Consider the following 25,243-nt stretch of genomic DNA (forward strand, 5'->3'; position numbering starts at 1 on the left):
GTCGGACCAGGGAGAATCATGAGCGCGCACGGCCACGTAGACCTCGGCCACACGGTGGCCGGCTGGACCGGGACCACCCTGGCCCTGCTGGGCTTCGCGGGAGCGGGCGCCGCCGTGTGCGCGGCCTGGTTCCCCGGGATCTGGCTCGGCCTCGGCGTCGTCGTCGTGGCCGGGATCGTCACCTGGGTGCTGCATCTCGCCGGATGGGGCAAGCCGAGCGGACCCCGGCCCGAGGCCGACTGGGACTGGCGCGTCCGGGACGCCGGCGCCCACGCGGGGCATGCCGACTGCCTGGGCTGCCGGGCCGGAGGACCGCGGCGGGCCCGCGCGGCGGCCCTGCCGTCTCCGACCACCGCGTCGCTGCCCGCCGCGGACGGCGGCGCGTGAACACGTGGGCTCCGAGGCCCTCCCGAAGCGACCCCTGAAGCGCCCTCCGAAGGCCTCCTGAAGGGCTTCTCGAAGGGCTCCCGGATGATCCGCTCCCTCATTTCGCGGACAAGGCGGCCAGAAGTTCGAATGTACGGCTTGCCCCGGTCGGCCGCGTTCAGCGTGTGCTCCGGGGGACCGTTGGGCAGGATCGAGACGGCCGCGTGTGCGGCCCGCAGTGGAACGTTGTGAAGGATCAGCCAGATGGCAACAGGCATCGTGAAGTGGTTCAACTCGGAGAAGGGGTTCGGCTTCATCCAGCAGGACGACGGCGGCCCCGACGTGTTCGTGCACTTCTCCGCGATCGAGACCACCGGGTTCAAGTCGCTGGAGGAGAACGCGCGCGTCGAGTACTCCGTCTCCCAGGGGCCCAAGGGTCCGCAGGCCGAGAAGGTGGTTCCCCTCAGGTAGTCCACTTCACGGGCCGCGCCCGTGACGCGAAGCCCCGCCGGTCCGCCCGGCGGGGCTTCGCGCGTCCCGGGCGCCCGCGCTACCGCGTCCGCGCCGGATTCGGTCCACCGCCGGGCCCGATCGCGCGGTGGAGGGCCATCAGCAGCCGCCACAGGTGGTCCGCCAGGGTCTCCGGATCCGCTCGGATGTCCTCGTGCAGCCAGTCCGCGAGGACGCCGGTGAACGCGGCGGCGACCGCCGACCCGACCAGCTCGGGGTGCGGGGCGCCCACCGCCGCGCGTTCCGCCACCGCCCGGGCGCGCAGTTCCCGGTGGAGGCGCCTGCCGAGCGGGCCGTCGCCGCCCGGGAGCAGCAAGGTCCGGTAGAGCGGCGCCCGGCCGGCCGCCTCCGCCAGGAAGGCGGCCAGCGCGGCGGGGGGCCGGGCCGGGGGGAGCGGTGACGGGCCGGTCTGCCAGGCGTGCAGGGCGTCGACCGCCGCGTGCACCACGTCCGCGCACGCGTCCACGGCCAGCGCGGTGAGGTCCTCGTAGTGCAGGTAGAAGGTGGCCCGGCCGACGCCGGCCCGGCGGACCACCGCCGAGACGCTGACCTCGGCGAGCGGCCGGTCGGCGCACTCGGCCAGCAGGCTCGTCCGTAGCCGCCCCTTCGTCCGGGCCGTACGGGGGTCCTCCGCGCGCGGGTCCTTCGTACGGGGTTCCTCCGGGCTCACGAGGCCAGCAGCGCCGCGCCGAGGGCGAGGGCCCCGGGCAGGGCCTGGGCCACCAGGATCCGGCGGTTGGCGGTGGCCGCCCCGTAGACCCCGGCGACGATCACGCAGACGAGGAAGAAGATCTGGGTGGCGAGCGAGTCGATGACGAGCGACCAGACCAGGCCGGCGGCGAGGAAGCCGTTGTAGAGGCCCTGGTTCGCGGCGAGCGGCGCGGTGAGGCGGGCGGTGTCCGCGTCGAAGCCGGACAGCGCGCGTCCCGGGGGCCGCTGCCACAGGAACATCTCCAGCACCATGAAGTACACGTGCAGGGCGGCCACGAGGCCGATCAGGATCTGAGCGACCGTGTGCATGGCCGCCTCCACTTCTCGGGTTCGGTGTGCGGATCGGTGTGCTCGGTGAGCGGGGCGACGTACCGACCGGTATACCGGTCGGTATTTTCTGGACAACTGTACAGGAAGTCCGGTCGTCGGCCCCCGCCGCTACGCTGGCCCGATGACCGAGCAGGCACCCCTGCCGAAGCCCAACGGACTCCTCTACGAAGACTTCGGCACCGGGCGGCACCGTGAGAGCTCCCTCGTCCGGCACGCGCTCGGCAGCGTGCACGAGGAGGAACTGGTCGCGGGCCTCGCGGGCGGCATCGGCTTCATGTACTTCGTCTTCGAGTACGCCGGGCACCCACCCCTGCTGACGATCGTGGCTCAGGCCCACCCCGACCCCTGGGTGGAAGCCGCCCTCGACCGGCTCGGCGTCCCCTACGAGATCACCCACAGCTCCCGCCCCCGCTGGGACCGCGTGCACACCGCCCTCGACGCGGGCCGGCCGGTGTTCTGCGCCGTCGACCGGTCCCGGCTCCCCTGGCACGGCGGGATCCCGGACGCGATGGCCGGAGCCGATCCGTACACCGTGGTCCTCGCCGGGTACGAGGGCGACATCCTCCACGTCGAGGACGGGGCCCCGGCCCCCTACCGGATCGCGGAGCGGGAGTTCGGCGAGGCCTGGACCGGCCACCGCAAGGGCCGTCACCGGATGCTCGTACCCACCGGCCCCGCCGTCGGATCCCCCGACATCGACGGGGCCGTGGCCGCCACCGCCGCGCGCCTCACCGGGCCCGTGCTGGGCAACAGGTTCGACGTCAACTTCGGCCTCTCGGGCATGGAGAAGCTCGCCGCCCAGCTGCGCGACGTCCGTACCAGGACCGGCTGGGAGCGCCGGTTCGGCACCCCGGAGGCGTTCCTCGCGGGGACCCGACGGCTGTACGCGTGCCTGGAGGAGGAATGGACCGCTCCCGGCGCCACCCGCCCCCTCTACGCGGACTTCCTCGACCTCGCGGGACGACCGGAGGCGGCCGCCCTGTTCCGCGATGCGGCCGGCAACTGGTCCCGGCTCGCGGAACTGGCGCGCGCGGCCGACCCGGACGCGGACGCCCCCGGGCGACGGGCCCTCTTCGACGAGCTCGCCGCCTTGGTGGACGGCGCCCTCGCCCTGGAGCGCCGGGCCGTCACCCTGCTCTGAACCCCCGGGCTCAGAGGTGTGCGTCCAGGAACGCGCGGAACTCCTCGCGCGTCATCGGTCCCGCCTGGCTCGCGACCGCCTCGCCGTCCTTGATGAGTACGGCGGTCGGTGCGCCCGTCACCCCGTAACGCCTGGTCGGCTCGGGGCAGCGGGTCATGTCGGTGCGGACGGCGGTGAACCGTGTGCCGTACTCCTCGATCAGCTCTCCGACGACGGAGTCCATCGCGCGGCACGCCTCGACGGCCTTGGGCCAGGTGCCGCAGAAGTACGCGAGAACGGGTCCGGTCGTCATCGAGAGGATGAAGTCGAACTCCTGGTTCTCCAGTGGCTGGTGCACCCGACGTGTCATACGTGTCGCTCCTCGCTCGTGCGCCGCCCCGGATCGGGAGGGCGGCCCCCATCATCGCCGCCGCACCGGTCCGCGGCCGCCGGGTCCGTTGTCAGTGGTGGCTGTGAAGCTGAACGGTATGGACGACAGGATGCTTCGGCGCCGGGTCTACGGCGCCGACCACGAGGACCCCGACCCAGGGCCGCGCCCGGGACACACCTACGGCGAGCTGGTCGGCGGGCCGCTCGACGGGCTCCTCCTGGACATCACCGGCTGGAGCGCGCCCCAGCTCGCGGAGGAGGCCAGGCTCCCGACCGAGATAGGGCGCTACGGAGCGGGCGGCCGCGCCCACTACCGCCGCCGCGCGGGGGACCCGGGTCACTGGGACTGGACGGGAGACGGCCGCTGACGGTCTCAGGCGTCCCGGCTCACCTTGCGGGCCCACAGCACCAGCGGCACCTGCAGGGGCAGTCGGCCGAGCGTCACGGCCCGGGTGCGGGGGGAGCCGTGGCGCGCGTCGACGGCCATCTTCACGTTCGCCGGGAACACGCCGACGAAGAAGGCCGCGGTGGCCAGCGCGGCCACCCGGCGGGTGCGCGGATGGGCGACGCCGACGGCGAGTGCCAGTTCGGCCGCCCCGCTCGCGTACGTCCACGCGCGCGGGCTGCCCGGCAGCGAACGGGGCACGGTCGCGTCGAACTTCCCGGGCACGGCCGCGTGGGCGACCGCCGCCGTGGCCAGCAGGCCGGCCAGCAGGAGGGGGGAGGAGGCGCGGGGCATCGTGGGGTCCTCTCGAAGGTGTCCGGGGCCGCGATCCTACTCGTGAGTAGTCGCCGGTGCGGCCGGGCGGTCGGGCCCCGCGGGCGCCGGCCGTGACACCCCGGTCCGACTGCCCGAACGCCCTGGTCCGGGCCACCCGGGTGGCCCGGATCCGCGGCCGGACGGGGGGCCGCGGTGGCGGCCCCGGGAAAATCTTCGAAGAATTTCCCGGAGGCTGTCGATCCGGGCGTCTCCCGTTCGACGCAAGGGTGAGAGGCGGGGAGAGTCCCCGCCCTCCCGACCGAGGAGTCACCATGCCGCGCTTCCTGACGATGATCCGTATCAACGAGCAGGACCTGCCCGCCGACACCGCCTTCCCGCCCGAGTTCGAGCAGCGCATGGGTGCCCTCCTGGAGGAGATCACCAAGGCCGGCGTCATGCTCGACACCGCCGGACTGCTCCCGACCTCCGAGGCCACCCGCCTCAGCTGGTCCGACGGGAAGATCAGCTACACCGACGGCCCCTTCACCGAGACCAAGGAGGTCGTCGGCGGCTACTCCCTCAGCCAGTGCAAGGACAAGGCCGAGGCCATCGAGTGGACCCGGCGCTTCCTGGAGATCCACCCGGCGGAATGGAAGATCAGCGCCGAGGTCCGGGAGATCCAGGAGATGTGATCCCGCGCGCCCGCGCCGCGTTTGCCCTGCCTCGTCACGGCTGCTCTGATGGGTGGCCGTGACGGCAGTGAGTGCGGCCCAGGCGGTCGAAGCGGTGTTCAGGATCGAGTCCGCGCGGATCATCGCCTCGGTCGCCCGTGTCGTGCGGGACGTGGGCATCGCCGAGGAGATCGCCCAGGACGCCCTCGTCGCGGCGCTGGAGCAGTGGCCGCGGGAGGGGGTCCCGGACCGGCCCGGCGCCTGGCTCATGACCACCGCCAAGCACCGTGCGATCGACCTCGTCCGCCGCAAGGAGACCTACGCGCGCAAGCTCGCGGAGGTCGGCCGGAGCCTGGAGGACGTGCCCCCGCCCGCCGAGCCGGCCGACCCCGAGGACATCGACGACGACCTGCTGCGCCTGATCTTCACCTCCTGCCACCCCGTGCTCGCCACCGAGGCCCGGATCGCGCTCACCCTGCGCCTGATGGGTGGGCTCACCACCCAGGAGATCGCCCGCGCCTTCCTCACCTCCGAGGCCACCGTCGCCCAACGCATCGTCCGGGCGAAGAGGGCCCTGGCCAAGGCCGGGGTGCCCTTCGAGGTCCCGTACGGCGCCGACCGCGAAGCGCGCCTCTCCTCCGTCCTGGAGGTCATCTACCTCGTCTTCAACGAGGGGTACTCGGCCACCGCCGGTGACGACCTCGTCCGGCCCGCCCTGTGCGAGGACGCCCTGCGCCTGGCCCGCGTACTGGCAGCCCTGATGCCCGAGGAGCCCGAGGCGCACGGCCTGGCCGCGCTGCTGGAGTTCCAGGCCTCCCGGATCGCCACCCGCACCGGCCCCGACGGCGAGCCGGTGCTGCTCGCCGACCAGAACCGGTCCCGGTGGAACCGCATGCTCATCCACCGGGGCGCCCGGGCGCTGGGCCGGGCGGGGAACGGCCCGTACGCCGTCCAGGCCGCGATCGCCGGCTGCCACGCGGCGGCGGTCCGCTACGAGGACACGGACTGGCCGAGGATCGCCGCGCTGTACGGGCGCCTCGTCCAGCTGATCCCGTCCCCGGTGGTGGAACTCAACCGGGCGGTGGCCGTCTCCATGGCCGAGGGCCCGGCGGCGGCCCTGCCCTTGGTCGACGCCCTGGCCCGGGAACCGGCCCTGCGCGCCTACCACTTGCTGCCCAGCGTACGGGGAGACCTGCTGGAGCGGCTGGGCCGGAGCGAGGAGGCCCGGGCGGAGTTCGAGCGGGCGGCCTCCCTCACCCGCAACGCACAGGAACGCACCCTGCTGCTGGGCCGCGCGGCCCGCCTCTGAGCGACACCGCGACCCGAGGACCGCCCTCGCACCGCCGCACACCCTTGCCGCGCATGTTTACGTCATATACTTTGTGTACGTCATAAACGTGCGCGCCCAGTGGTCGGGGTCGTGGTCGGAGAGGAGGGGCCTCGATGCCCCGTGAGCCCCGCGGGCCGAGCGGATCCACCGCACCGCCCGACCTCGACACCGTCGCCGACCTGCTGTGGCGGGTGGACGCCGAACGGACGGCCGAGGGTCGCGCGCGCCTCACCCCGCGCCGGATCGTCGACGCGGCCGTCGCCGTCGTCGACGCCGACGGGCTGGACGCGCTGTCGATGCAGCGCGTCGCCACCGAGCTGGGCTGCACGGCGATGGCCCTCTACCGGCACGTGCCCGGCCGCGAACACCTGCTCGCGGCCATGGCCGACACCGCCGGCGGCCGCCCGCCCGCAGCCCCCGGGGTGGGCTGGCGCGCCGAGGTGGAGGCCTGGGTCGACGCGCTGTGGTCGACGTACCGCGCCCATCCGTGGATGGTGCGGGTCCCCACGGTCAGCGCCCCGGTCGGACCGAACCAACTCGCCTGGTTCGAGGCACTGCTGAGTCCGCTCGCCCGCTCCGGCGCCGCCCGCGACGAGCTGATCCCGCTCGCCACCTTCATCTCGGGCGCCGTGCGCGACCTGGCCAGGGTCGCCACCGAACTCGACCCGGCCGGCGCCGCCTCGTACGGACGCATCCTCGCCGAGCGCCTCGACCCCGGGAACTTCCCCACATTGTGCGCGCTCGCGGGCGAGGCGGGCCTGGACGAGGAGGAGGACGGCGCCGTCGACCCGATCGTGGCCTGCGGCATCGCCCGCCTGCTCGACGGAATCGAGAAGTCTCCACCCGCACGAGAGGAAGACGGAAACCGATGAACGAGAAACACCTCTTAAGGCTCACCGGAATCTGCGGCGTCACGGCGGGCGCGCTCGCCGCCGTCGCCGTACCGCTGTACTTCGTGCACTCCGGACCGCCGCCCGCCGGCAACGTCCTGGCCCGTATCCTCCTCAACCTCCTGACCTGCGCCGCCCTGCTCGTCTTCCTCGCGGGCCTGCGCCACGTCATCCGCGGCGCGGGACCCGCCTTCGACGGGCCGGCCGGCCTCGTCTTCGGCGCGGGCCTGGCCTACGTGACCATCACCCTGGTCGCCGCGTCCGTCGAGGCGGGCATCGTCCTGGAGAACCCCGGCGGAGGCCTCGACCCGACCGTGGACGGCCCGCTCGCCCACGCCAACATGCTGCTGCACGGCTCGGCCGCCCGGCTGCTGACCGCCGTCCTGCTCACCGCCGCCGGGTACGCGATCCTGCGCGCCGGGATCCTGCCCCGCTGGACCGGGTACACGGCCTACGCCGTCGCCGCCGTCAACCTCGCCTTCGTCCCCTCACTGTTCTTCGGGACGGATGCCGCCCGCTTCTACAGCGCCGTGGGCTGGGGCAACACGGCGCTGACGGCCGCCCTCCTCGTCTACTGGGCGTTCGCGGTCGGGATCGCCGTGCTGCGGCGCACCTCGGCGGCCGGCCTACGGGGGGCGGCCCGACCGGCCTGACCGGACCGACCGGCCCGACCTGCCTGACCCGGGGGCGCGGCTCAGCCGCGGCGGGCGAACGCCGCCACGTCCAGCGGGGTCCGTACGGGCCGCCGCGGCGCGGTCAGCGCGATGGGCCGACGGAACCCGCCGGACCGGGAGATCTCCTGCACGGTGAGGCGCAGCGCCTCCTGGAAGTCGCCCATGGTCCGGCGGGCCGCCGGGGTGTCGACGTAGAGGGAGTTCATGTGCAGCCCCTCCGTGTCCCGTTGGAACCACGAACAGGCCCCGTTGGCGCGCGCCGACCACACATGGGTGGTCGGCCGCCAGTCGTCGTGACGCTCGGCCCCGGGGCACTTGCGCATGTCGATGTACGAGAAGAAGTTCACCGGGTGCGGCCAGGAACGGGCGGCGAACTCCTCGGGCGCCAACAACTCCCACGCCCGCACGAACGGCACGTCGAGGTGGCGCATCATCTCGCCGAACCCGGCTCGCACCGAAGCCATGACCTGGGCGAAGTCCCGGCCCGGCGAGGCGTCGAACTCGATGGGCAGGGTGTTGACGAACCAGCCCACCGAATGCGCCCAGGTGTCCCTGCCGCGCTCACTGACCGGCATCAGGCCGCGGTAGACGCCCGGACCGCCGGCCTCGCGCAGGCAGACGGCGACCGAGGCGAGCACCCCCATGAACGGCTTGCCGTCGACCGCCAGGCACGTCTTCTCGAACACCTCGGCCTCGGCGGCGTCCAGCAGGGTCGAGGCCTCGTTGACGATCGGGTACATCCGGCCCGGTTCGACGCCCAGGTCGAGGGGGAAACGCGGGAAGAACTCGCCTGCCTCCCCCATGAACGCCTTCCAGCAGTCGAGGCGTTCGTCGCGGGCGTCGATGGACAGGTAGCGCCGGCGCTGTTCCTCGGCGAAGTCGAGATAGCTGGGGGCGGGCGGCAGTTCGACGCTCTCGCCGCGGCACAGGGCCTCGTACCCGAGCGACACCTCGCGGGCCACGATCGGCATCGACATGCCGTCGCAGACGATGTGGTCGAAGGCGAGGTAGACCGTCGCGGAGTCCTCACGCTCCACCGCACCCATGATGAACAGCGGCCAGGAGAGGGTGTCGATGCTCCGCTTGAACCGCTCGACGAGGAACTCGCGCAGCAGGTCGGAGGTCTCGAAGGCGGCCACCTGCTGGGGTTCGAGGGCCAGGGAGGCGGGGTCGAAGGGCTCACAGGCCACCTCGCCCGCCAGCCGGCGGAACGCACACCGCAGGACCTCGTGCCGCTGCACGAACGAGAGCAGGGACTGCGCCAGCGCCCCCTCGTCCAGCGGACCGACCACTTCGAAGGTCACCGCGACCCAGGACGCGACCGGGTCGTCGGCGGCCCTGCTCTCCTCGGCGACGGTGAAGTGCTTGTCCTGGTTGAAGGACGCCTTCCTGCCCACCGGGTCACCCGTGTCGGCGGCCTCAGCCGCCGTGGACCTGAGCCGCCACTCGACCACCCGACCGGGTGCCATGTGGTGCATCTCCAGAGGAAACTGCCGCATTCCGTCATCCCTTCGCCCCCGAGTCAACCCCCAGGCCCTAACGACCCCCGGCCCGGGGAAGTGACGAATTCACTCGGGCCGGTCCGGCCGCGGGGCGTCGGCGGGAGTTCACCGGGGGTTCAGCCGGGCTCTCCAACGCCGAGCCGGCGCGCGCGTTCACGCTGAGCGAGGCGACGGTGAAGACCCATGTGGCCCGCATCTTCGCGAAGTTGTCGCTGCGCGATCGGGCCCAGGCCGTCGTCCTCGCATACGAGACGGGCCTGGTGACACCGGGATCGGTCACCGCTCCATGTCCGGGACCCCCGCCGGCGCCGGCGGGGTGATCCCGGCCGGCGGGCCGTCAGGGCACCAGCTCCACCATCACGGTGCGCGGCAGCGAGGGATTGCCCGCCGCTGCCTCCGCCACCTGATGGTCCTCGTCGGAGAGCAGCTCGGTGATGGCCTCGGGCGGCAGCGCCGGGTGGGCGGCCGCCCGAGGCCGGGACGTACGGTCCGCCAGGCAGGCGAGCAGAGCCGGGCCGGTCGCGTGGGGGTGCTCGGCGATCTCCTTGAGCACTCTCCGTACCCCCGGCCGATGCTGCGTCAGGTACTCCAGAAGGGGACCGGACGCGTCGGGGTTGGCGGCCACCGCGGCGAGGACCTGCACCCCGTGCCGGGCGACCATGGCGCGCAGCGACTCCTCGGACAGCCCGGGGTGCGGGGCGATGGCCCGGACCACGGACGCGTCCGCATCGACCGCCAGCGCCTCGCGCAGATGCGGGGGCAGATCGCGCCGCTGTGCCACGAGCATCCGTACGGCAGCGTGGCGGGACCCGGCCAGCTCGGTGAGTTCGGCGGGCGTGGCGGCGGCGATCCGCGGCAGCGCGTTCCAGGCCGCCCGGTCGCCGACCACCAGCTCGCTCAGCAGGTCGAGCGGTACATACGGATGCTCCGCGACGGCGCGCCGTACCTCGATCTCAGGATCGGCGGCCAAGACGCGGATCAGCTCCTGGCCGATCCCGGGGTTGCGCGCGAAAGCGATACGGAGCCCGGGATGCGACTCGGCGACGAGCCGGGCGTAGAGCGCCTGCGGCAGATCGGTTCGCTCGGACAGCGCCCACTTCAGCGGCAGTTCGGGGTCATCGGCCAGGGCGAGGACGGCTTCGAGCGGGGTGGACAGGTTGGCCGATACCGAGAGGCGGACCTCGGGATCCGGGTGGAGTGCGAGGCGGGCGGTCACGGGCGAGTCCGTCCAGAGCGCCAGTTCCTTCACGACCTCCTCGTCGGGGTCGGCGGCGAGCAGGTCCACGGCGTCCTGCGGCAGGCCGGGGCAGGAGGCCAACTTCCAGCGGATCTGCGCGTCCGGGTGCGTGGCGAGGAAGCGGGCCCACGCGAGGTTCCCGCGGCGCTCGTCGAGGAGGGCCACGGCCGCGTTCGGCATGGAACCGGGATCCACGTCGGCGGCGTCGAGCGTCCCTCCGTAGGCGAGGTGGCGGGCCATCGTGTCGGAGTGCGCGGCGAGTTCCAGGATCTGGTCGTGGCGCAGATCGGCGCGGTCGGCGAGGCCGTGGAGCAGGTCATCGGCGAACTGCGACTCGGGGTCGGCCCTCGCCTCCCGCAGCGCGAGCGTCAGCAGTCGGTCGACGAGCTCGGGCGGCAGCGCGGGATTGGCGGCCAGTCCGCACAGAAGGTGGTTCAAGGGCACTCTCCGGTCGGGGTGTGGGTCGAGGCGGCAACGGTCAGGGCGGCGGCCAACGCCTGGGCGTGGGGCTGTGGGCGCCGCCGCCGGGGGAGGACGAGCCCGATGTGCCGGGCGGGGCGCGGGGGTTCGACGCGGACCACGGCCGACTCCTGGGTCGGAGCGAGTGAGACCTGTGGGATCAGGGAGACGCCGACGCCTGCCGCGACCAGCGTCTGCGCGAAGAAGTAGTCGGTGGTGGAGGCCGCCACCCTGAGGTCGAAACCGGCGAGTTCCGCGTACCGGCGCAGGAAGGCCTCCGTCTTGAGGCAGCCCAGCACCCAGCGGTCGGCGCCCAGTTCGGCCAGGTCCACCGAGGTCCGGTCCGCGAGGCGGTGGCCGCGCGGCAGCACCAGCCACAGCGGATCCTCCATCAGCGGAACCCAGTCGAGCCCCGGACGCTCACCCGGGCTTACGGGTGGCGGCCCGTCGAAGTGGTAGGCCAGCGCGAGATCGGCCGCGCCGCCGCGCACCATCGGCACCGCGTCCTCGGGCTCGCTCTCCCGCACGGTCAGCTCCACCTCGGGGTGCTCCGCCACGAACCGGGCCAGCGCCGCGGGCAGCAGGTGCCGGCCCCCGCTGGTGAAGGTGGCGACGGTCATGCGCGGCCGTGGCGCCGTGAGCCGGTCGATCGCGTGACGGACCTGGTCCAGCTCGGCGGCGATCGACTCGGCCGCCTCCACCAGCAGTCGGCCGGGCTCGGTGAGGGTGACCCCGCGCGTGCTGCGCACCGCCACCGGGTGGCCGACCGCACGCTCCAGCGCGGCGATGTGCTGCGAGACGGCCGACGGGGTCAACAGCAGGGCGCCGGCGGCCCGGTTGAAGCTGCCGTGTTCGGCCACCGCCCGAAGGACACGCAGCCGCTGCACATCGATCATCAGTTTTCCTTACGATGCGTTCAGCGGGTGGTCGGTTCCGCTGGGGACGATACAGCGGCAGAGTCGAACGCATGAAGCGGATTCTTGTCATCGGCGGCAGCCGGTACTTCGGAAAGTCCCTGGTCACCGGGGCGCGCGAGGCGGGCGACGAGGTCACCGTCCTCAACCGGGGCTCCGGCGCGCCCCCGCCCGGCGTCGGCCGGCTCGTCGCCGATCGCGATGACGAGGCAGCGTTGCGGACGGCGCTCGGCCCGCGCGACTTCGACGTGGTCGTGGACCAGGTCTGCTACACACCGCTCCAGGCCGCCGTCGCCCGGCGGGTGTTCGCCGGGCGGACCGGCCGTTACGTCATGACCTCGACGATGGAGGTCTACGACCCGGCCACGCTCCCCGTCCCCGCCGTCCCCGCCGGCCCCGTCCCCGTCCCCGTCGCCGAGGCCTCGCTCGATCCCGCCCGGCTGCCGTTCGCGGGGGCGACGGGCCGGCCGCCCGAGGACTGGCCCGCGTACGTCTACGCCGAGGGGAAACGGCAGGCCGAGGCCGTCTTCCTGCGGGACCCGGTCTTCCCGTACGTCGGCGTGCGCGCCGCGCACGTCCTCGGCGGTGGCCCGGCGGAATTCACCGGGAGGCTCGCGCACTACGTGGAGCGGATCGCCGCCGGGACCGCCGTCGACGTCCACGAGGCCCCGTACGCCACCTCGTTCATCCATCACCAGGAGATGGCCGCGTTCCTGTACTGGACCACGGATCAGACCTTCACCGGGCCCGTCAACGCGGCCTCGCACGGTGCGCCCGACGTGATCGCGCTCTGCGAGGCGGTCGCGGCGCAGGTCGGACGCGACCCGTCGTACCGCGTGGTGGGGGAGGGTGCCGCTGCCTCGCCCTTCTCCTTCGACCGGGCCTACGCCATGGACAACGGCCGGGCCTCGGCGCTGGGCTTCGACTTCGGCCGGGTCGCCGACTGGCTGCCCGGGGCGATCGCCGAGACCGCGCACGAGACCGCGCGCGCGGCCGGTTGACGCGGTCACTGGTCTCCGACGCGTCGCTCCAAGGGAGTTGCTACCGACGAGTTGCTCACACTGAAGGTCACGCTGCCGGCCCGGTAGCGGTCGTCGGACCACTCGATCGGGCGGCCGGTGGCGGTCGCGGACACGTGTCGCTGGCGCAGCAGCGGGCTGCCGCGCCGGATCTGGAGCAGCCGGGCGTCCTCGCTGCCGGCCGCAAGCGCGTCGATGAGGTGCTCGCCGTAGTGGGCGGTGACCCCCGAGTCCTCGGCCAGGCTGTCCATGACGGAGCGGCAGTCCACCGGTAGCGCCTCGACGGCCGGCGCGACCCAGTCGGCGTAGGCGGTCCGCTCCACCATCGTGGGTTCCCCGTCGAGCAGTCGCAGCCGCAGCACGGCCAGGATCTCGGTACCCGGGGGCAGTGCGAGCCGCTCCGCCTCCTCGGCCGTGGCGGGCCTGCGGGCGCGGGTCAGGAAGCGACTGGCGGCCCGGTGCCCGAGCCCCTCGGCCCACTGGGCGAAGCTGTTCAGCTCGCCGAAGCTGTGCCGGCGCTCGCGGCGCAGGACGATGCGCCGCGCGCCTTGGCGGGAGCCGATCAGTCCCTCCGCGGCCAGGGTGGCGACCGCCTGGCGGACCGTCCCGCGCGACGCGGACCAGCGGGCCGCCAGGTCGCTCTCCGAGGGCAGGTGCGCCCCCACCGGGAGTTCGCCCGAGAGGATCGCCCGCCGCAGCGCCTCGGCGATCTCCAGGTACCTGGCCGTGCCCGCGTTCGTACCCATGCCCTTCGCCCCCTGTTCGCCGTGCACCGGTCTCCCATGATCATTCCAACAGGTTCTGTCACGGCTTCTTCCGGTCATTCTTCTCTCTTCTTCGAGTGGTGCTCCCGGGGACAGGCGCCGTTCACCGTCCGTACAGCGGGCCCGGGCGAACTGGAGCCAACTTGTTCAGACAAGTGAACCCACCCTCGTCTCCGGGAGAGACCGTGCTCAGTTCCTCCGCCCGTCGCGGTGCGGCCGTTCTGCTCAGCGCCGCCGTACTCACCACGCTCAGCGCGTGCGGTGCCGCCCCCGACCCGAAGTCCGGCGGCGCCGACGGCGCCAAGAACGGCGTGCAGCCGGGCGCCGCGACCTCGGTCGCCGACTTCGGCTCCTTGGAGGCCCTCGCCGCCGCCGCGCAGAAGGAGGGCGAGCTCAACGTGATCGCGCTGCCGCCGGACTGGGCGAACTACGGCGAGATCATCAAGGCCTTCGAGGCCAAGTACAAGATCAAGGTGAACAGCGAGAACCCGGACGCCTCCAGCTCCGACGAGATCGCCGCCGTCAAGTCCCGCAAGGGCCAGAAGCGCGCCCCCGACGTCCTCGACCTCGGGATCGCCTTCGCCCGCAGCGGCGCGGCCGAGAACCTCTTCGCCCCCTACAAGGTCACCGCCTGGGACAAGATCCCCGCCGCCCAGAAGGACGCCGACGGCCGCTGGACCAACGACTACGGCGGCTACGTCTCCATCGGCTGCGACGCCGCCCGGATCCCCACCTGCCCGCAGACCTTCGCCGATCTCCTCAAGCCCGAGTACAAGGGCAAGGTCGCCCTCAACGGCAACCCCACCAAGTCCGGCTCGGCCTTCGGCGGCGTCTACGCGGCCGCCCTCGCCAACAAGGGCTCCTTCGCCGACATCCAGCGCGGCATCGACTTCTTCGGACAGCTGAAGAAGAGCGGCAACTTCATCCCCGTCGAGTCCACCCCGGCCACCGTGGAGAAGGGCGAGACGCCCATCTCCATCGACTGGGACTACCTGAACGCCGGCTACGCCGACCAGTTCAAGGGCAAGGGCGTCGACTGGAAGGTCGCCGTCCCCGCCGACGGCGTCTACGCCCAGTACTACTCGCAGGCCATCAACAAGGACGCCCCGAACCCGGCGGCCGCCCGCCTGTGGCTGGAATTCCTCTACAGCGCCGAGGGCCAGAACCTCTGGCTGAAGGGCTACGCCCGCCCGGTCCTGCTTCCCGGCATGACCCAGGACGGCACCGCCGACCAGGCCGCCGTCGCCAAGCTCCCGCAGGTCCAGGGCACCCCGACCTTCCCCGCCTCCGAGGAGCTCGACAAGGCCAAGGCCACCCTCGCCGAGAAGTGGGACAAGGCCCTCTCCTGATGTCCTCCACCACCACCCCCCGCGCCGCCGCCGGCACCCGCCGTCGGCGGCGCGGCCCGCGCACCTGGCTCGCGACCCTCCCGCTGCTCACCTTCACCGGGCTCTGCTTCGGCATCCCGCTCGGCGCCATGGCCTACGGCGCGGTCACCCGCACCGACCCGGCGAGCGGCGCCACCCAGGTGACCGGCGAGCACCTCGCGCGTTCCCTCCAGGGCCCCTACCTCGGCTCCCTCATCGGCAGCGTCCAACTCTCCGCCCTCACCGCACTCGTGGGCGGCGTCCTCGGCGTGGTGATCGCCCAGACCGTGGTCACCTCCCGCTCGGCGGGCCTGCGCGGCGCCGCGCTGACCGCCTCCGGCGTGCTCGCCAACTTCGGCGGCGTACCCCTCGCGTTCGCCTTCATCGCCACCGTCGGGATCTCCGGCGTCGTCACCCAGCTCGCCGACCTCACCACCCTCGGCTGGAACCTGTACTCCTTCACCGGCCTCACCGTGGTCTACCTGTACTTCCTGATCCCCCTGATGGTGCTGGTGATCGCCCCGGCGCTGGACGGACTGCGCCCGCAATGGCGCGAGGCCGCCCAGAGCAGCGGGGCCACCGGACGGCAGTTCTGGCGCCACGTCGGGCTGCCCGTGCTCGCGCCCTCCCTGCTCGGCGGGTTCGTGCTGCTCTTCGGGACGGCCTTCGCCGCCCACGCCACGGCCGCGGCCCTCGTCGGAGGTTCCGTCCCCCTGGTCACGCTCAAGATCGCGGACGCGCTGTCCGGGAACGTGCTCACCGGCCAGGAGAACGTGGCGCTCGCCCTCGGCCTCGACATGATCCTGATCGCCGGTCTGGTCATGGCCGTCTACCTGCCCCTCCAGCGACGGAGCGCCCGATGGCTGCGATGACCCCGACCACCCGGTACCCCGACCGCACCGAGGACACCGGGCGACCGGACACCGGGGCCCCCGCACGGACCCCGGCCCGCCGGCCCCGCTCCCGGATCTGGCGCGGAGCCGTCCTCGCCGTCGCCGGCGCCTACTTCCTGATCCCGCTCGTCGCCTCCTTCGTCTTCACCGTCCACGTGCCCGGCCAGGGCGTCACCTTCGAGGCGTACACCGAACTGCTCTCCGCCGACGGCTTCACCGAGAGCCTGCTGCTCTCCCTCGGCCTCGCCGCCGCGACCATCGCCCTGTCGCTGCTCATCGCCGTGCCCGCGCTGGTGGCCGTACGCATCGGCCCGCCGCGGCTGCGTCCGATCGTCGAGGTGATGTGCATGCTGCCGCTGGTGGTGCCGCCGATCGCGCTGGTCACGGGCATCACCACCGTGCTGCGCTGGGGGCCGGAACACCTGTCGCGGACCCCGCTCTACCAGACCTTCCTCGCCGTCCAGAACGAGAAGTTCCCCGTCGTCCTGGTCCTCGCGTACACGGTCCTCGCGCTCCCCTTCGTCCACCGCTCCCTCGACGCCGGCCTGCGCGCCCTCGACGTACCGACCCTCGTCGAGGCCGCCCGCAGCTGCGGGGCGAGCTGGCCGTACGTCGTCCTGCGCGTCCTGCTGCCGAACCTGCGGGCCTCGCTCGCCGGCGCCGCCTTCCTGACCCTGGCCCTGGTGCTCGGCGAGTTCACCATCGCCTCCCTCCTCGGGTTCCAGCCCTTCGCGGTGTGGATCGTCTCGATCTCCGGAGCGCAGGCCCGGATGTCTGTGGCCGTGTCCATCCTCAGCCTCCTGATCACCTGGCTGCTGCTGATCGCCCTCTCCCGGGCCGGGACCGCCCCCTCCACCACCGCGGCCGCACCCGCCACCACCTCCCGCAAGGAGTCCTGAGCCCATGCCCACCACGCCCACCACCCTGCCCGCGGCCAGGAAGCCGGCGGACGCCGACCGGCCCACGGGCGCGCGCGTCGAATTCCGGTGCCTGCGCCGGGCGTTCGGATCCACCGTCGCCCTCGACGGGCTCGACCTCACCGTCGAACCCGGTGAGCTCCTCGCCCTGCTCGGCCCGTCCGGCTGCGGGAAGACCACCGCCCTGCGCGTCGTCGCCGGCTTCGAACAGCCCGACTCCGGCGAGGTCCTCGTCGACGGACAGGACATCACCCGGGTCCCGGCCAACCGCCGCGACGCCGGGATGGTCTTCCAGTCGTACAGCCTCTTCCCGAACCTGAGCGCCCGCGACAACGTGGCCTTCGGCCTGCGGGTACGGGGGGTCGCCGCGGCCGAGCGCCGTGAGCGCGCCGCCGAACTCCTCGACCTCGTGGGCCTGCCCGACCACGGCGACCGCTACCCGCACCAGATGTCCGGCGGCCAGCAGCAGCGCGTCGCCCTCGCCCGCGCCCTCGCCCTGCGCCCGCGCGTCCTCCTGCTCGACGAGCCGCTCTCCGCGCTCGACGCCAAGGTACGGGCGAACCTGCGCGAGGAGATCCGCCGCCTCCAGCTCTCGCTCGGCATCACCACCGTCTTCGTCACCCACGACCAGGAGGAGGCCCTGTCGATGGCCGACCGGGTCGCCGTCCTGAACGCCGGGAAGCTGGAGCAGTGCGCCGCCCCGGCCGAGCTGTACGACCGCCCGGCCACCCCCTTCGTCGCCGAGTTCGTCGGCACCATGAACCGGCTGCCCGGACGGCTCGCCGGGTCCGGCCTCGTCGAGGTGGCCGGAGCGCGCCTGCCCGTCGACGGCCCGATCCCCACGACGCCGGGGGTACAGGTCCTCGTCCGCCCCGAGAACGTCACCGTCACCGCCGACACCGAGGGCACGGCCACCGTGGCCTCCGCCTCCTTCTTCGGCTCCGTGACCCGGCTCCACCTGGAGCTGCCGGACGGGGTGAGCGTCAAGGCGGACCTGCCCTCGCGGGACGCCGGAGCCCTGGTGCCGGGCGCCCGCGCCACCGTCGGACTGGCCGAGCGGCCCGTGCTCGTCGTGGCCGGGCCCGCGTGAGCGCCCTCGCCGCGGTCCTGTTCGACATGGACGGCACCCTCGTCGACACCGAGGTGCTGTGGTGGCGCACCACCGAGGAGATAGCCGACGGCCTCGGTCATCGCCTCACCGACGCGGACGCGCCGGAGGTCGTCGGCCGGGCGGTGGAGGACACCGCCGCCCACCTCGTACGGGTCTCGGGCGCGGGCGACCCGGCCGAGGTGGCGGCGGCGCTCACCGAGAGCTTCTTCCGCGAGGTGGAGGCCGGGGCGCCGATGCGGCCCGGCGCCCAGCGGCTGCTGACCGCACTGGAGGCGGAGGGCGTGCCCTTCGCCCTGGTCAGCGCGTCACCGCGGGTCGTCGTCGACTCGGTGGTCGGGGGCTCCTTGGCCCATGTCCCCTTCGCCTTCACCCTGTCCGCCGACGACACCGCCCGTACGAAGCCCCACCCGGACCCCTACCGGGCGGCCGCCGGGCGCCTCGGCCTCGCCCCGGGCGCCTGTGTCGCGGTCGAGGACTCACCGGACGGCGCCGCCTCCGCCGAGGCCGCCGGCTGCGCGGTCCTGGTGGTCCCGTCCCTGCTGGCGGTCCCCCCGTCACCGCCGCGGACCTTCGCCGCATCCCTGGAGGACGTCGGCGTGGCCCGGCTGCGGAGCTGCCTGACGGCCGCCGGCCGACCGCCGGCTCAGGCCGGCAGGCCGAGGATGTCCAAGATGCCCTCCGCGTAGGCGGCCGCCCCGGACCCCGGGGCGGTGGCGACCTCACGGCGGAAACCGTCCACACCCGTACGGATGAAGGCGGCACACTGCCCGTGCAGTCCCGCCTCGTGGGTACCGCCGTCGTCCACCGTGCACAGCAGGGCGAGCAGGGTCCACAACAACGCCTCGCGGGTCGCCTGCCGCGGCGGGTGCGCGGCCCACGCGGCCATCAGGACACCGCACACCGCCGGGGCGGGCGGCTTCAGGTGCTCCGCGAAGAAGACATGCCCCTCCAGCGCGTGGAACGCGGACGGATGCCCCTCGGCGGCATCCCGCACGGCGTCCACCAGATGGCCCGCCGAGCGGCCGCAGCCGCACTCGATGGACTCCCAGTCGTGCCGTGCGATCTCCAACACCACGGCATCCGGAACCAGCGGGCTGCGCAGCACCGCGGACCGGCGCAGCAGAGCCTGCCGCTGCTTCTCGCTCCCCGTCATGGGGCACAGTATGAGGCCAGGTCGAAGCGGTCGGCGAGGGGGGTCGGAACCGGATCGCAGGGGCCTTCGTCACAGACCCCGTGTGGATGAAACGAAGAATCGTGGCACTGCTGTTCGCCCTGCTCGTGACCCAGCTGGGCGCACTGGTCAACCCGGCCTACGCGTGCGGGTGCGGGGCCATGATCCCCGACGGGCAGTCCCGGATCGGAGTCGACCGGGAGACCTCCGTCGTGCGCTGGGACGGCCGTACGGAGCAGATCGTCATGCGGTTCTCCGTCGGCGGGGACGCCCACCGAGCCGCCTGGATCATGCCGGTACCGAGCCGGGCCACGGTCGAGCTGGGCGACGGCGCGATGTTCGACGAACTGCGCCGGCTCACCCTGCCCGAGCACAGGAACCGCACCTACTTCTGGCCGCGCGAGCGCGACTGGCCCTTCTCCTCGAACACGGGGGACAGCGCCGGAGCCCCGATGCCCGGCGGCGCGGCCCCGCCCGTCGGTGTCGTCGGCCGTGAACAGCTCGGTGACTTCGACGTCGCCCGGCTCACCGCCACCGACCCGGGCGCCCTGAAGAACTGGCTGGAGAGCAACGGCTTCGAACTCCCCGACCGCCTCGCCACCGAGGTCGAGCCGTACGTGGACCAGCACTGGGAGTACGTGGCCGTCCGGCTCGCCCCCCGGGAACAGGGCAAGCCGCTGCGCGGCGACCTGGACCCGCTGCGGATCCGCTTCGACAGCGACCGCCTCGTCTACCCGATGAGGCTCTCCCGGATGGCGAAGACCCCGCAGTCCCTCGGCCTGTACGTCCTCGCCGACCACCGCATGGAGCCCGCCTCCCCGATCGGCGGGTCCGCACCCGAGGTGACCTTCGCGGGGACCATCCACCCCGAGCGCGGGCCGCTCGCCGAACTCGCCGGCGCCGAACCCGTCTTCCTCACCGCCATCGACCAGCGCTTCCCGGTACCGGGGCGGATCGACGCCGACCACGAACTGCGCGCCACCGCCCAGGACACCCCGTACCGCCGGGTGATCCACCACGACGAGCTGCTCACGGTGGGAGGGGTCCCGGCCTGGCTGCTGACGCTGGGGGTCGTCGCGGTGGCGGCGACCGCCACGGCCGTCATGGTGCTCCGGATCCGCGACCGCCGACCGCACCCCGCCGGGGCGGCGGCCTGACCCGCACGGGGTCCCGCCAGGTGTCCGTCGGACCGGGCGGGTACTCACGCCGAGGTGAGTACCCGCCCCGATGTTCCCCACCGCCCCACCCCGTACGGTCCGGACCATGACTTCCGTACAGCCCTCCGCGCCGGCGGCGCCGTCGCGTCCGCGGCCGCGCCCGCGTCCTCGCCCCGTGTACGCGGCACTGGTACTCGGCGTCGCCGCACTCCTCCTGGCCACCTGCTGGGGCGCGTACCGCCTGTGGAACGGCGCACCGTACCCCGAGGTCGATCCCCATGTCGTCGCCACACGAATCGGCGCGGAGGCCGAGCGCGTCGAGAACGATCTGGCCCTGCCCGGCGGGCCCCGCTCGCTGCCCCACCGGATGGAGACGGGCGCCTGCTACTACCGGGGACTGCGTTCCCTCGCCCACATCGACGAGAGCCGCCCGGACGTCCGGACCTTCAGCCTCGAACAGGAGACGACCGGCCTCCCGGAGGACACCGCCCGGGCCGCTCAGGAGCGCCTCCGCTCCCGGCTGTCGCGGCAGGGCTGGAAGCCCATCGGCCAGAACCTCTCCACCACGGGCTTCCGGTTCGAGAACCGGGACACCGGCGACCAGGTCCATGTGGCCTGGTACAAGCACACCGGGACGCTCGTATTCCGTGTCTACGCGCCCTGCGGGAAGATCCCCGACGGCTACGCCCTGTAGGGGCGCCTCCCGGCACGCCTGATCCGTCGGTTCGCCGACGACATCCCTGCCGGGGTTGACGCGCGGGCGCCGGGACACCAGCCTTGCACCGGAGTTACCGACAGGTAAGGGGAAAAGGGTGGTTTCCATGGCGGAGGACGACGCACGACGGCGCGAACAGGACGCGGAAGACGCCGAGTTGATGTTCCAGGGGGTCGCGCACCAGGCCGAGCTGGTCCGCACCGGCAAGACCACCTCACGCGCCCTCGTCGAAGCCGCGCTGCGCCGCATCGGGCGGACCGACCCCGTCCTCGGAGCCTTCCGCGTCGTCCTCGCCGAGCAGGCCCTCGCCGAGGCCGATGCCCGTGACGCCACGGCGCCGACCGGTCCGCTCCACGGCGTCCCCGTCGCCGTCAAGGACGAGCTGGACGTCGCGGGCCAGGTCACCACCTTCGGCGGCTCCGCCAACCGCACCCCCGTCGCCGCCGATTCCGAAGCGGTACGCCGCCTGCGCGCCGCCGGAGCCGTCGTCATCGGCAAGACGACCATGCCCGAGTTCGGCCAGTGGCCCTTCACCGAATCCGCCGCCCACGGCCACACCCGCAACCCCTGGGACACCACCCGCACCCCCGGCGGCTCCAGCGGCGGCAGCGCCGCAGCCGTCGCCGCCGGACTGATCGGAGCGGCCCTCGGCGGCGACGGCGGCGGATCCATCCGCATCCCGGCCGCCTGCTGCGGCCTGTTCGGCCTCAAGCCCCAGCGCGGCCGGGTCTCCACCGCCCCCCACGCGCACCTCTGGTACGCGCTGGGCACCGTGGGGCCGCTGACCCGCAGCGTGGGCGATGCCGCACTGCTCTACGACGTCCTCGCCGGCACCACCCCCACCGACCGCTGGAGCGCCCGCCCCGCGACCACCAGCTGGGTGCGGGCCCTGGAGACCCCGCCCGGCCGACTGCGCATCGGCTACTCGGTCAAGCCCGCCGTGCCCGGGGTGCGCCCGCATCCGGAACACGTCGGGGCCGTCCTGGAGTCCGTACGGGCGCTGCGCGAACTGGGTCACGACGTACGGGAGGTCGACCCCCGCTACCCGGACGCGACGGCCCCGTTCGCCGCGCAGTTCTGCGGCGGAGTCCGCGCGGAGGCCGACGCCGTCGAACGTCCCGACCTGCTGGAACGACGTACCCGGCGCACCCTCGCGCTCGCCCGGCTGGTCCCCGAATCCGCCGTGGAACGCGGGATCCGGGCAGGAGAGCGGCTGGCGGAGCGCGCCGACCGGATGTTCACCACCATGGACCTGCTGCTGACCCCGGTCGTCGCCGAGCGCCCGCGGCCGGTCGGCGCCCTGGACGGCGCCGGGCTGCTGACGGCGCTGGCGCGCTCGCGCCCGATGGTCGCCTACACCGCACTGTGGAACGTCACGGGGCACCCGGCCGCCTCCGTCCCGGCGGGCCTCGGCGAGGACGGTCTGCCGCTCGCCGTGCAACTGGTGGGCCGCCGGGACGACGAGGTGACCCTGCTCCGGGTCGCGGCGCAGCTGGAGGAGGTCCGACCGTGGGCGTCGCGACGCCCACGGCCGCCGGCCGCCTGACGCAAACCCCGCGGCCGTCCGGTCGGGGATGCGCGGAAACCTCAGAGCGGCCGGGGAGGCTGCGTCCGCCAGAACGCGCACTGGTGCTCCGCCCCGAACGAGGTCGTCGTCCGCGTCTCCGCCGGATCCAGGGTGAGCACCACGCCGGCCGCCCCGGCCCCGGATCCGACGCCGGTCGGCGGCCACGGGGCCTGGCCCGCCACCACCGGGGCACCGAAGCGGGCGAACGCCGCCCAGTACCGCTTCATCCGGTTCCCGAGCGCGACCTGCACCGGGGTCAGCGGGCGCTCGCCCATCGTGAAGTCGTGCAGATAGGCCAACTCCGCACTGTGCGCGTTCGACTCGTCCAGGCCCGGCACCTGCGCCCCCGCGAGCGTCGGCGACCGCGGGTCGTCGAACTCGTAGACGTACGTCGGCACCTGGGCCGCGAACAGCTGCGCCGTCCACGCCGTATGGCACGCGAACGTCGAGTCCGTCATGACCGCCGACAGCGCCAGGTACGGCGAGCCGTACGTCGCGACCGGGTAGCGCGCGAGCACCTCGGGCCCCGCCGCCCCGTGAGCGCTCAGGATCTGCGCCGTGTACTGCTCGGCGGTCAGGTACGGCTGGGTCAGGGCGACGAAGAACCGGGCCTCGGAGCGGGTGCTCCCGATCAGCACCGGCACCTTGTTCCACGCGCCGCTCCCGATGGCCTGCGCGGGAGCGACCGGAAGCAGCCCGTCACCGGCGGCCGGCCCCCGTGTGGGCAGCGCACGGGCCGCCTCGACCAACGCCGGACCGGACGCGGCGCGCAGACAGGCCGCCATCTCGGCGGACGCGACGCACCCCGCCGCCGCGGCGAAGGACCGCGCCTGCGCCTCGGCTTCCGCCCGGTCCGGTGTCCCCAGCAGGGTGCACGGACCGCTCTGCAGCACGGCCCGGTGGAACAGGCCGGCGGCCGACGGGGCGGCCAGCAGCGCGCAGACCGAACCACTGCCCGCGGACTGCCCGGAGATCGTGACGCTGCCCGGATTCCCGCCGAACGCATCGATGTTCGCCCGGGTCCAGCGCAGCGCCGCGAGCTGGTCCATCAGCCCGAAGGACCCGGACCGCAGGGCGTTCTCCCGGCCGAGCTCGGGCAGTTGGAGATAACCGAGCTGCCCCAGGCGGTAGTTGATGCTGACGACCACGCTTCCGGTGAGGTCGGCCATGGTCCGCCCGCCGAACTGGGTACCCGTTCCCTGGCTGTACGCACCTCCGTGCATCCAGACGATCACCGGGAGCCGGGCTCCGGGACGGGCGGTCCGGGGCCGGTAGACGTCCAGGTACAGGCAGTCCTCGTCGGCGGCCGCCGGATCGCTCAGGCCGAAGGGCGAGAACTGCAGGCACGCGGGGGACTGCCGGGTGGCCTCCCGTACGCCGGTCCACCGGGGCGGGGGCGCCGGGGCCCGTAGCCGGGCGTCCCCGACCGGGGGAGCGGCGTAGGGGACGCCGAGGAACTCCTGCGCGCCGTCGCGCGACCGGCCGCGCAGGGCGCCCTGCGCGACGGTGACCACCGGGTGCGACGACGACCCGCCGGACGGCGACGTCGACGGCGACGGTGACGCGGTCGCAGGTGGTACGGAGGCGAGCAGTGCCACCAGGGCAAGTGCGGTACCGAGCAGGGACCTTGCCGAGGGCAGCCGTTTCCGGAGCCTCTTCATCCGTCCTCCTGGAGATGTGCCGATGCGTGCCGAGGTCGCCCCGGGGCGGGGCGGATGCCGTGCCGGGGTGGGGCCGGGAGGGGTCCGGCCGAGGCGGAGCGGGGTGCGCGCTCCGCCCCGACCGGGGCCTGTCAGGGGCGGAGCCCGGCGATCAGCGCGGCGGTCACGGCCTGGTCGACCGGCCCGGTGTTCCAGTTCGGGCTCATGGGACTCACGGCGATCCGGTCGGCGGTCACGGCCTCGACGTCACCGCCCTTGGCCGCGGGCCGCAGGTCCACCTTCACCGTCACCTTCCAGGTGCCGTCGCCCGCGTCGGTGAAGTCCGGTTCGAGCAGGGTCTGCGGGTCCTGGAAGGTCGCGGCCACACCGGCGGCCGTTCCCTTGCCGTCCGCGCCGACCACCGGGTGGTTGACGTTCAGACCGACGCCCTTGGGCAGCAGCGCCCCGGAGCGGGCCCGCGTCCGCAGCCGGTCGATCAGCTTGACCGCGAAGTCGAGCGTCGGCCCCATCGCGTTGACCGTGGTGACCGGGTCGGGCGCGGCGACGCCGCCGGTGCTCAACGCGATGGCCGGTACACCGTGCTCCAGCGCGGCGACGGCGCCGCCGACCGTCCCGGAGTGGGTGGCCAGACCGGCGACGTTCGGGCCGAAGTTGGTACCGGAGACGACCAGGTCGGGGGCGTCGCCCGCGAACACCTCGGCGAGCCCGAAGGCGACGGAGTCGCCGGGGGTGCCGTCGACCGCCCAGACCTTCGGCTCGGGGTGCTTCACCGTGATCGACGGGCCGCTCAGCATCTTCGTACCGGTGCCGCTCTGATTGGTGAGCGGGGCGACGATCGTGACGTCGTGCCCGGCGGCGGTCAGCCGCTCGAAGGCCTTGCGGATGCCGGGGGCGTTGTAGCCGTCGTCGTTCGTGAGCAGGATCCGCAACGGGCCGGCGGGCGCGGTCCGCGGCGCGGCGACCGCCGGTGCCGTACCGGCCAGCGCCGGCGTGCACAGCAGCAGCGCGGCCAGCGGCAGAACTCGCTTGCGTCTCACAGGTTGCTCCTTGGTAGGGGAGGTGATCGAGGGTGAGCAGGGGTGGGAACCGGCGGGCGC

Annotated in this window: 28 protein-coding genes and 1 pseudogene; 18 read left to right on the forward strand and 11 right to left on the reverse strand. The window is 73.5% G+C overall.

Annotated features, from left to right (window positions below; genetic code table 11):
- Positions 1 to 18 precede the first annotated feature (18 nt).
- Positions 19 to 387 (forward strand): HGxxPAAW family protein, encoded by a 369-nt coding sequence (locus ACWG52_RS33985; protein ID WP_389806929.1) that lies wholly within the window; start codon positions 19 to 21, stop codon positions 385 to 387.
- Between the two features lie 243 nt (positions 388 to 630).
- The gene (locus ACWG52_RS33990; RefSeq protein WP_033213830.1) at positions 631 to 837 is read left to right on the forward strand and encodes a cold-shock protein; all 207 of its coding nucleotides are present in this window, start codon (positions 631 to 633) and stop codon (positions 835 to 837) included.
- A 79-nt stretch (positions 838 to 916) separates the two neighbouring features.
- On the opposite strand, the gene ACWG52_RS33995 is transcribed toward ACWG52_RS33990, so the two are convergent.
- Positions 917 to 1,546, reverse strand: a complete 630-nt coding sequence (locus ACWG52_RS33995; RefSeq protein WP_389806928.1) for a TetR/AcrR family transcriptional regulator — start codon at positions 1,544 to 1,546, stop codon at positions 917 to 919.
- The gene (locus tag ACWG52_RS34000) at positions 1,543 to 1,896 is read right to left on the reverse strand and encodes a DUF1304 domain-containing protein (protein ID WP_389806927.1); all 354 of its coding nucleotides are present in this window, start codon (positions 1,894 to 1,896) and stop codon (positions 1,543 to 1,545) included. The genes ACWG52_RS33995 and ACWG52_RS34000 overlap by 4 nt, the downstream gene beginning before the upstream one ends.
- A gap of 142 nt (positions 1,897 to 2,038) precedes the next feature.
- Between ACWG52_RS34000 and ACWG52_RS34005 the strand changes: the two genes are divergently transcribed.
- Positions 2,039 to 3,058, forward strand: a complete 1,020-nt coding sequence (locus tag ACWG52_RS34005; RefSeq protein WP_453126827.1) for a BtrH N-terminal domain-containing protein — start codon at positions 2,039 to 2,041, stop codon at positions 3,056 to 3,058.
- A gap of 10 nt (positions 3,059 to 3,068) precedes the next feature.
- On the opposite strand, the gene ACWG52_RS34010 is transcribed toward ACWG52_RS34005, so the two are convergent.
- A complete protein-coding gene (locus tag ACWG52_RS34010; protein ID WP_389806925.1) occupies positions 3,069 to 3,407 on the reverse strand; it encodes a thioredoxin family protein in 339 nt (112 codons plus the stop codon).
- 118 nt (positions 3,408 to 3,525) lie between these two features.
- Between ACWG52_RS34010 and ACWG52_RS34015 the strand changes: the two genes are divergently transcribed.
- The gene (locus ACWG52_RS34015; protein WP_389806924.1) at positions 3,526 to 3,795 is read left to right on the forward strand and encodes a hypothetical protein; all 270 of its coding nucleotides are present in this window, start codon (positions 3,526 to 3,528) and stop codon (positions 3,793 to 3,795) included.
- A gap of 5 nt (positions 3,796 to 3,800) precedes the next feature.
- Here ACWG52_RS34015 and ACWG52_RS34020 read toward each other — a convergent pair whose 3' ends face one another.
- Positions 3,801 to 4,166: a DoxX family protein gene (locus ACWG52_RS34020; RefSeq protein ID WP_389806923.1), complete on the reverse strand. Its 366-nt coding sequence runs from the start codon at positions 4,164 to 4,166 to the stop codon at positions 3,801 to 3,803.
- Positions 4,167 to 4,459: 293 nt separating this feature from the next.
- Between ACWG52_RS34020 and ACWG52_RS34025 the strand changes: the two genes are divergently transcribed.
- From ACWG52_RS34025 to ACWG52_RS34040, 4 genes are all read left to right on the forward strand, one after another.
- Positions 4,460 to 4,819, forward strand: coding sequence for a YciI family protein (locus tag ACWG52_RS34025; RefSeq protein ID WP_386237621.1), 360 nt, complete (start codon positions 4,460 to 4,462; stop codon positions 4,817 to 4,819).
- Positions 4,820 to 4,886: 67 nt separating this feature from the next.
- Entirely contained in the window at positions 4,887 to 6,107 is a 1,221-nt protein-coding gene (locus ACWG52_RS34030; protein WP_389807366.1) for an RNA polymerase sigma factor, read from the forward strand.
- A 134-nt stretch (positions 6,108 to 6,241) separates the two neighbouring features.
- The gene (locus tag ACWG52_RS34035) at positions 6,242 to 7,000 is read left to right on the forward strand and encodes a TetR/AcrR family transcriptional regulator (RefSeq protein ID WP_453126831.1); all 759 of its coding nucleotides are present in this window, start codon (positions 6,242 to 6,244) and stop codon (positions 6,998 to 7,000) included.
- Positions 6,997 to 7,671 (forward strand): hypothetical protein, encoded by a 675-nt coding sequence (locus tag ACWG52_RS34040; RefSeq protein WP_389806921.1) that lies wholly within the window; start codon positions 6,997 to 6,999, stop codon positions 7,669 to 7,671. Before ACWG52_RS34035 ends, ACWG52_RS34040 begins: the two co-directional genes overlap by 4 nt.
- A gap of 41 nt (positions 7,672 to 7,712) precedes the next feature.
- Here ACWG52_RS34040 and ACWG52_RS34045 read toward each other — a convergent pair whose 3' ends face one another.
- Positions 7,713 to 9,191: a condensation domain-containing protein gene (locus ACWG52_RS34045; RefSeq protein ID WP_453126833.1), complete on the reverse strand. Its 1,479-nt coding sequence runs from the start codon at positions 9,189 to 9,191 to the stop codon at positions 7,713 to 7,715.
- 125 nt (positions 9,192 to 9,316) lie between these two features.
- Here ACWG52_RS34045 and ACWG52_RS34050 point away from each other — a divergent pair.
- Positions 9,317 to 9,514: pseudogene (locus ACWG52_RS34050) on the forward strand (response regulator transcription factor); the annotation flags it as partial.
- A 17-nt stretch (positions 9,515 to 9,531) separates the two neighbouring features.
- On the opposite strand, the gene ACWG52_RS34055 reads toward ACWG52_RS34050, so the two are convergent.
- Entirely contained in the window at positions 9,532 to 10,869 is a 1,338-nt protein-coding gene (locus tag ACWG52_RS34055; RefSeq protein WP_453126835.1) for a hypothetical protein, read from the reverse strand.
- Entirely contained in the window at positions 10,866 to 11,786 is a 921-nt protein-coding gene (locus ACWG52_RS34060; protein ID WP_453126837.1) for a LysR family transcriptional regulator, read from the reverse strand. The genes ACWG52_RS34055 and ACWG52_RS34060 overlap by 4 nt, the downstream gene beginning before the upstream one ends.
- Positions 11,787 to 11,857: 71 nt before the next feature.
- On the opposite strand from ACWG52_RS34060, the gene ACWG52_RS34065 reads away from it, so the two are divergent.
- Complete coding sequence (locus ACWG52_RS34065) at positions 11,858 to 12,805, forward strand: Rossmann-fold NAD(P)-binding domain-containing protein (RefSeq protein WP_389806917.1); 948 nt, start codon at positions 11,858 to 11,860, stop codon at positions 12,803 to 12,805.
- 5 nt (positions 12,806 to 12,810) lie between these two features.
- Here ACWG52_RS34065 and ACWG52_RS34070 read toward each other — a convergent pair whose 3' ends face one another.
- On the reverse strand, positions 12,811 to 13,569 hold the full coding sequence (locus ACWG52_RS34070; protein WP_453126839.1) for a GntR family transcriptional regulator: 759 nt from the start codon (positions 13,567 to 13,569) through the stop codon (positions 12,811 to 12,813).
- A gap of 203 nt (positions 13,570 to 13,772) precedes the next feature.
- Here ACWG52_RS34070 and ACWG52_RS34075 point away from each other — a divergent pair, with 203 nt between their 5' ends.
- From ACWG52_RS34075 to ACWG52_RS34095, 5 genes are read left to right on the forward strand one after another with little or no spacing between them, the layout of a single operon-like run.
- The gene (locus ACWG52_RS34075) at positions 13,773 to 14,936 is read left to right on the forward strand and encodes an ABC transporter substrate-binding protein (RefSeq protein ID WP_453126840.1); all 1,164 of its coding nucleotides are present in this window, start codon (positions 13,773 to 13,775) and stop codon (positions 14,934 to 14,936) included.
- Positions 14,936 to 15,826, forward strand: coding sequence for an ABC transporter permease (locus tag ACWG52_RS34080; protein WP_390136335.1), 891 nt, complete (start codon positions 14,936 to 14,938; stop codon positions 15,824 to 15,826). Before ACWG52_RS34075 ends, ACWG52_RS34080 begins: the two co-directional genes overlap by 1 nt.
- Positions 15,814 to 16,746 (forward strand): ABC transporter permease, encoded by a 933-nt coding sequence (locus tag ACWG52_RS34085; RefSeq protein WP_453126842.1) that lies wholly within the window; start codon positions 15,814 to 15,816, stop codon positions 16,744 to 16,746. Before ACWG52_RS34080 ends, ACWG52_RS34085 begins: the two co-directional genes overlap by 13 nt.
- Before the next feature lie 4 nt (positions 16,747 to 16,750).
- On the forward strand, positions 16,751 to 17,854 hold the full coding sequence (locus ACWG52_RS34090) for an ABC transporter ATP-binding protein (protein ID WP_389812795.1): 1,104 nt from the start codon (positions 16,751 to 16,753) through the stop codon (positions 17,852 to 17,854).
- Complete coding sequence (locus tag ACWG52_RS34095; RefSeq protein WP_389812798.1) at positions 17,851 to 18,561, forward strand: HAD family hydrolase; 711 nt, start codon at positions 17,851 to 17,853, stop codon at positions 18,559 to 18,561. The genes ACWG52_RS34090 and ACWG52_RS34095 overlap by 4 nt, the downstream gene beginning before the upstream one ends.
- Here ACWG52_RS34095 and ACWG52_RS34100 read toward each other — a convergent pair.
- On the reverse strand, positions 18,519 to 19,028 hold the full coding sequence (locus ACWG52_RS34100; RefSeq protein ID WP_389812802.1) for a hypothetical protein: 510 nt from the start codon (positions 19,026 to 19,028) through the stop codon (positions 18,519 to 18,521). The genes ACWG52_RS34095 and ACWG52_RS34100 overlap by 43 nt on opposite strands.
- A gap of 86 nt (positions 19,029 to 19,114) precedes the next feature.
- On the opposite strand from ACWG52_RS34100, the gene ACWG52_RS34105 reads away from it, so the two are divergent.
- The 3 genes from ACWG52_RS34105 to ACWG52_RS34115 all read left to right on the forward strand — a co-directional run bounded on the left by ACWG52_RS34105 (position 19,115) and on the right by ACWG52_RS34115 (position 22,464).
- Complete coding sequence (locus ACWG52_RS34105; RefSeq protein WP_390166705.1) at positions 19,115 to 20,203, forward strand: DUF2330 domain-containing protein; 1,089 nt, start codon at positions 19,115 to 19,117, stop codon at positions 20,201 to 20,203.
- Positions 20,204 to 20,309: 106 nt separating this feature from the next.
- Positions 20,310 to 20,897 carry a hypothetical protein gene (locus ACWG52_RS34110; protein WP_390166703.1) on the forward strand — a complete coding sequence of 196 codons (588 nt, stop codon included), beginning with the start codon at positions 20,310 to 20,312 and terminating at the stop codon, positions 20,895 to 20,897.
- Between the two features lie 127 nt (positions 20,898 to 21,024).
- Positions 21,025 to 22,464 carry an amidase gene (locus ACWG52_RS34115; protein ID WP_390136342.1) on the forward strand — a complete coding sequence of 480 codons (1,440 nt, stop codon included), beginning with the start codon at positions 21,025 to 21,027 and terminating at the stop codon, positions 22,462 to 22,464.
- Between the two features lie 41 nt (positions 22,465 to 22,505).
- Here ACWG52_RS34115 and ACWG52_RS34120 read toward each other — a convergent pair whose 3' ends face one another.
- Positions 22,506 to 24,146 (reverse strand): carboxylesterase/lipase family protein, encoded by a 1,641-nt coding sequence (locus ACWG52_RS34120; RefSeq protein ID WP_453126845.1) that lies wholly within the window; start codon positions 24,144 to 24,146, stop codon positions 22,506 to 22,508.
- Between the two features lie 131 nt (positions 24,147 to 24,277).
- Positions 24,278 to 25,183, reverse strand: a complete 906-nt coding sequence (gene surE / locus ACWG52_RS34125) for a 5'/3'-nucleotidase SurE (RefSeq protein WP_389812816.1) — start codon at positions 25,181 to 25,183, stop codon at positions 24,278 to 24,280.
- Positions 25,184 to 25,243 lie beyond the last annotated feature (60 nt).

The organism is Streptomyces sp. CLCI03 (assembly GCF_053615355.1).

Bases quoted from the DNA above. Each gene is read 5' to 3' on its own strand.
- ACWG52_RS33985 (WP_389806929.1), top strand. From the start codon at position 19: ATGAGCGCGCACGGCCACGTAGACCTCGGCCACACGGTGGCCGGCTGG.
- ACWG52_RS33990 (WP_033213830.1), top strand. From the start codon at position 631: ATGGCAACAGGCATCGTGAAGTGGTTCAACTCGGAGAAGGGGTTCGGC.
- ACWG52_RS34000 (WP_389806927.1), bottom strand. From the start codon at position 1,896: ATGCACACGGTCGCTCAGATCCTGATCGGCCTCGTGGCCGCCCTGCAC.
- ACWG52_RS34005 (WP_453126827.1), top strand. From the start codon at position 2,039: ATGACCGAGCAGGCACCCCTGCCGAAGCCCAACGGACTCCTCTACGAA.
- ACWG52_RS34010 (WP_389806925.1), bottom strand. From the start codon at position 3,407: ATGACACGTCGGGTGCACCAGCCACTGGAGAACCAGGAGTTCGACTTC.
- ACWG52_RS34015 (WP_389806924.1), top strand. From the start codon at position 3,526: ATGGACGACAGGATGCTTCGGCGCCGGGTCTACGGCGCCGACCACGAG.
- ACWG52_RS34020 (WP_389806923.1), bottom strand. From the start codon at position 4,166: ATGCCCCGCGCCTCCTCCCCCCTCCTGCTGGCCGGCCTGCTGGCCACG.
- ACWG52_RS34025 (WP_386237621.1), top strand. From the start codon at position 4,460: ATGCCGCGCTTCCTGACGATGATCCGTATCAACGAGCAGGACCTGCCC.
- ACWG52_RS34035 (WP_453126831.1), top strand. From the start codon at position 6,242: ATGCCCCGTGAGCCCCGCGGGCCGAGCGGATCCACCGCACCGCCCGAC.
- ACWG52_RS34040 (WP_389806921.1), top strand. From the start codon at position 6,997: ATGAACGAGAAACACCTCTTAAGGCTCACCGGAATCTGCGGCGTCACG.
- ACWG52_RS34045 (WP_453126833.1), bottom strand. From the start codon at position 9,191: ATGCGGCAGTTTCCTCTGGAGATGCACCACATGGCACCCGGTCGGGTG.
- ACWG52_RS34060 (WP_453126837.1), bottom strand. From the start codon at position 11,786: ATGATCGATGTGCAGCGGCTGCGTGTCCTTCGGGCGGTGGCCGAACAC.
- ACWG52_RS34065 (WP_389806917.1), top strand. From the start codon at position 11,858: ATGAAGCGGATTCTTGTCATCGGCGGCAGCCGGTACTTCGGAAAGTCC.
- ACWG52_RS34070 (WP_453126839.1), bottom strand. From the start codon at position 13,569: ATGGGTACGAACGCGGGCACGGCCAGGTACCTGGAGATCGCCGAGGCG.
- ACWG52_RS34080 (WP_390136335.1), top strand. From the start codon at position 14,936: ATGTCCTCCACCACCACCCCCCGCGCCGCCGCCGGCACCCGCCGTCGG.
- ACWG52_RS34085 (WP_453126842.1), top strand. From the start codon at position 15,814: ATGGCTGCGATGACCCCGACCACCCGGTACCCCGACCGCACCGAGGAC.
- ACWG52_RS34090 (WP_389812795.1), top strand. From the start codon at position 16,751: ATGCCCACCACGCCCACCACCCTGCCCGCGGCCAGGAAGCCGGCGGAC.
- ACWG52_RS34100 (WP_389812802.1), bottom strand. From the start codon at position 19,028: ATGACGGGGAGCGAGAAGCAGCGGCAGGCTCTGCTGCGCCGGTCCGCG.
- ACWG52_RS34105 (WP_390166705.1), top strand. From the start codon at position 19,115: ATGAAACGAAGAATCGTGGCACTGCTGTTCGCCCTGCTCGTGACCCAG.
- ACWG52_RS34110 (WP_390166703.1), top strand. From the start codon at position 20,310: ATGACTTCCGTACAGCCCTCCGCGCCGGCGGCGCCGTCGCGTCCGCGG.
- ACWG52_RS34115 (WP_390136342.1), top strand. From the start codon at position 21,025: ATGGCGGAGGACGACGCACGACGGCGCGAACAGGACGCGGAAGACGCC.
- ACWG52_RS34120 (WP_453126845.1), bottom strand. From the start codon at position 24,146: ATGAAGAGGCTCCGGAAACGGCTGCCCTCGGCAAGGTCCCTGCTCGGT.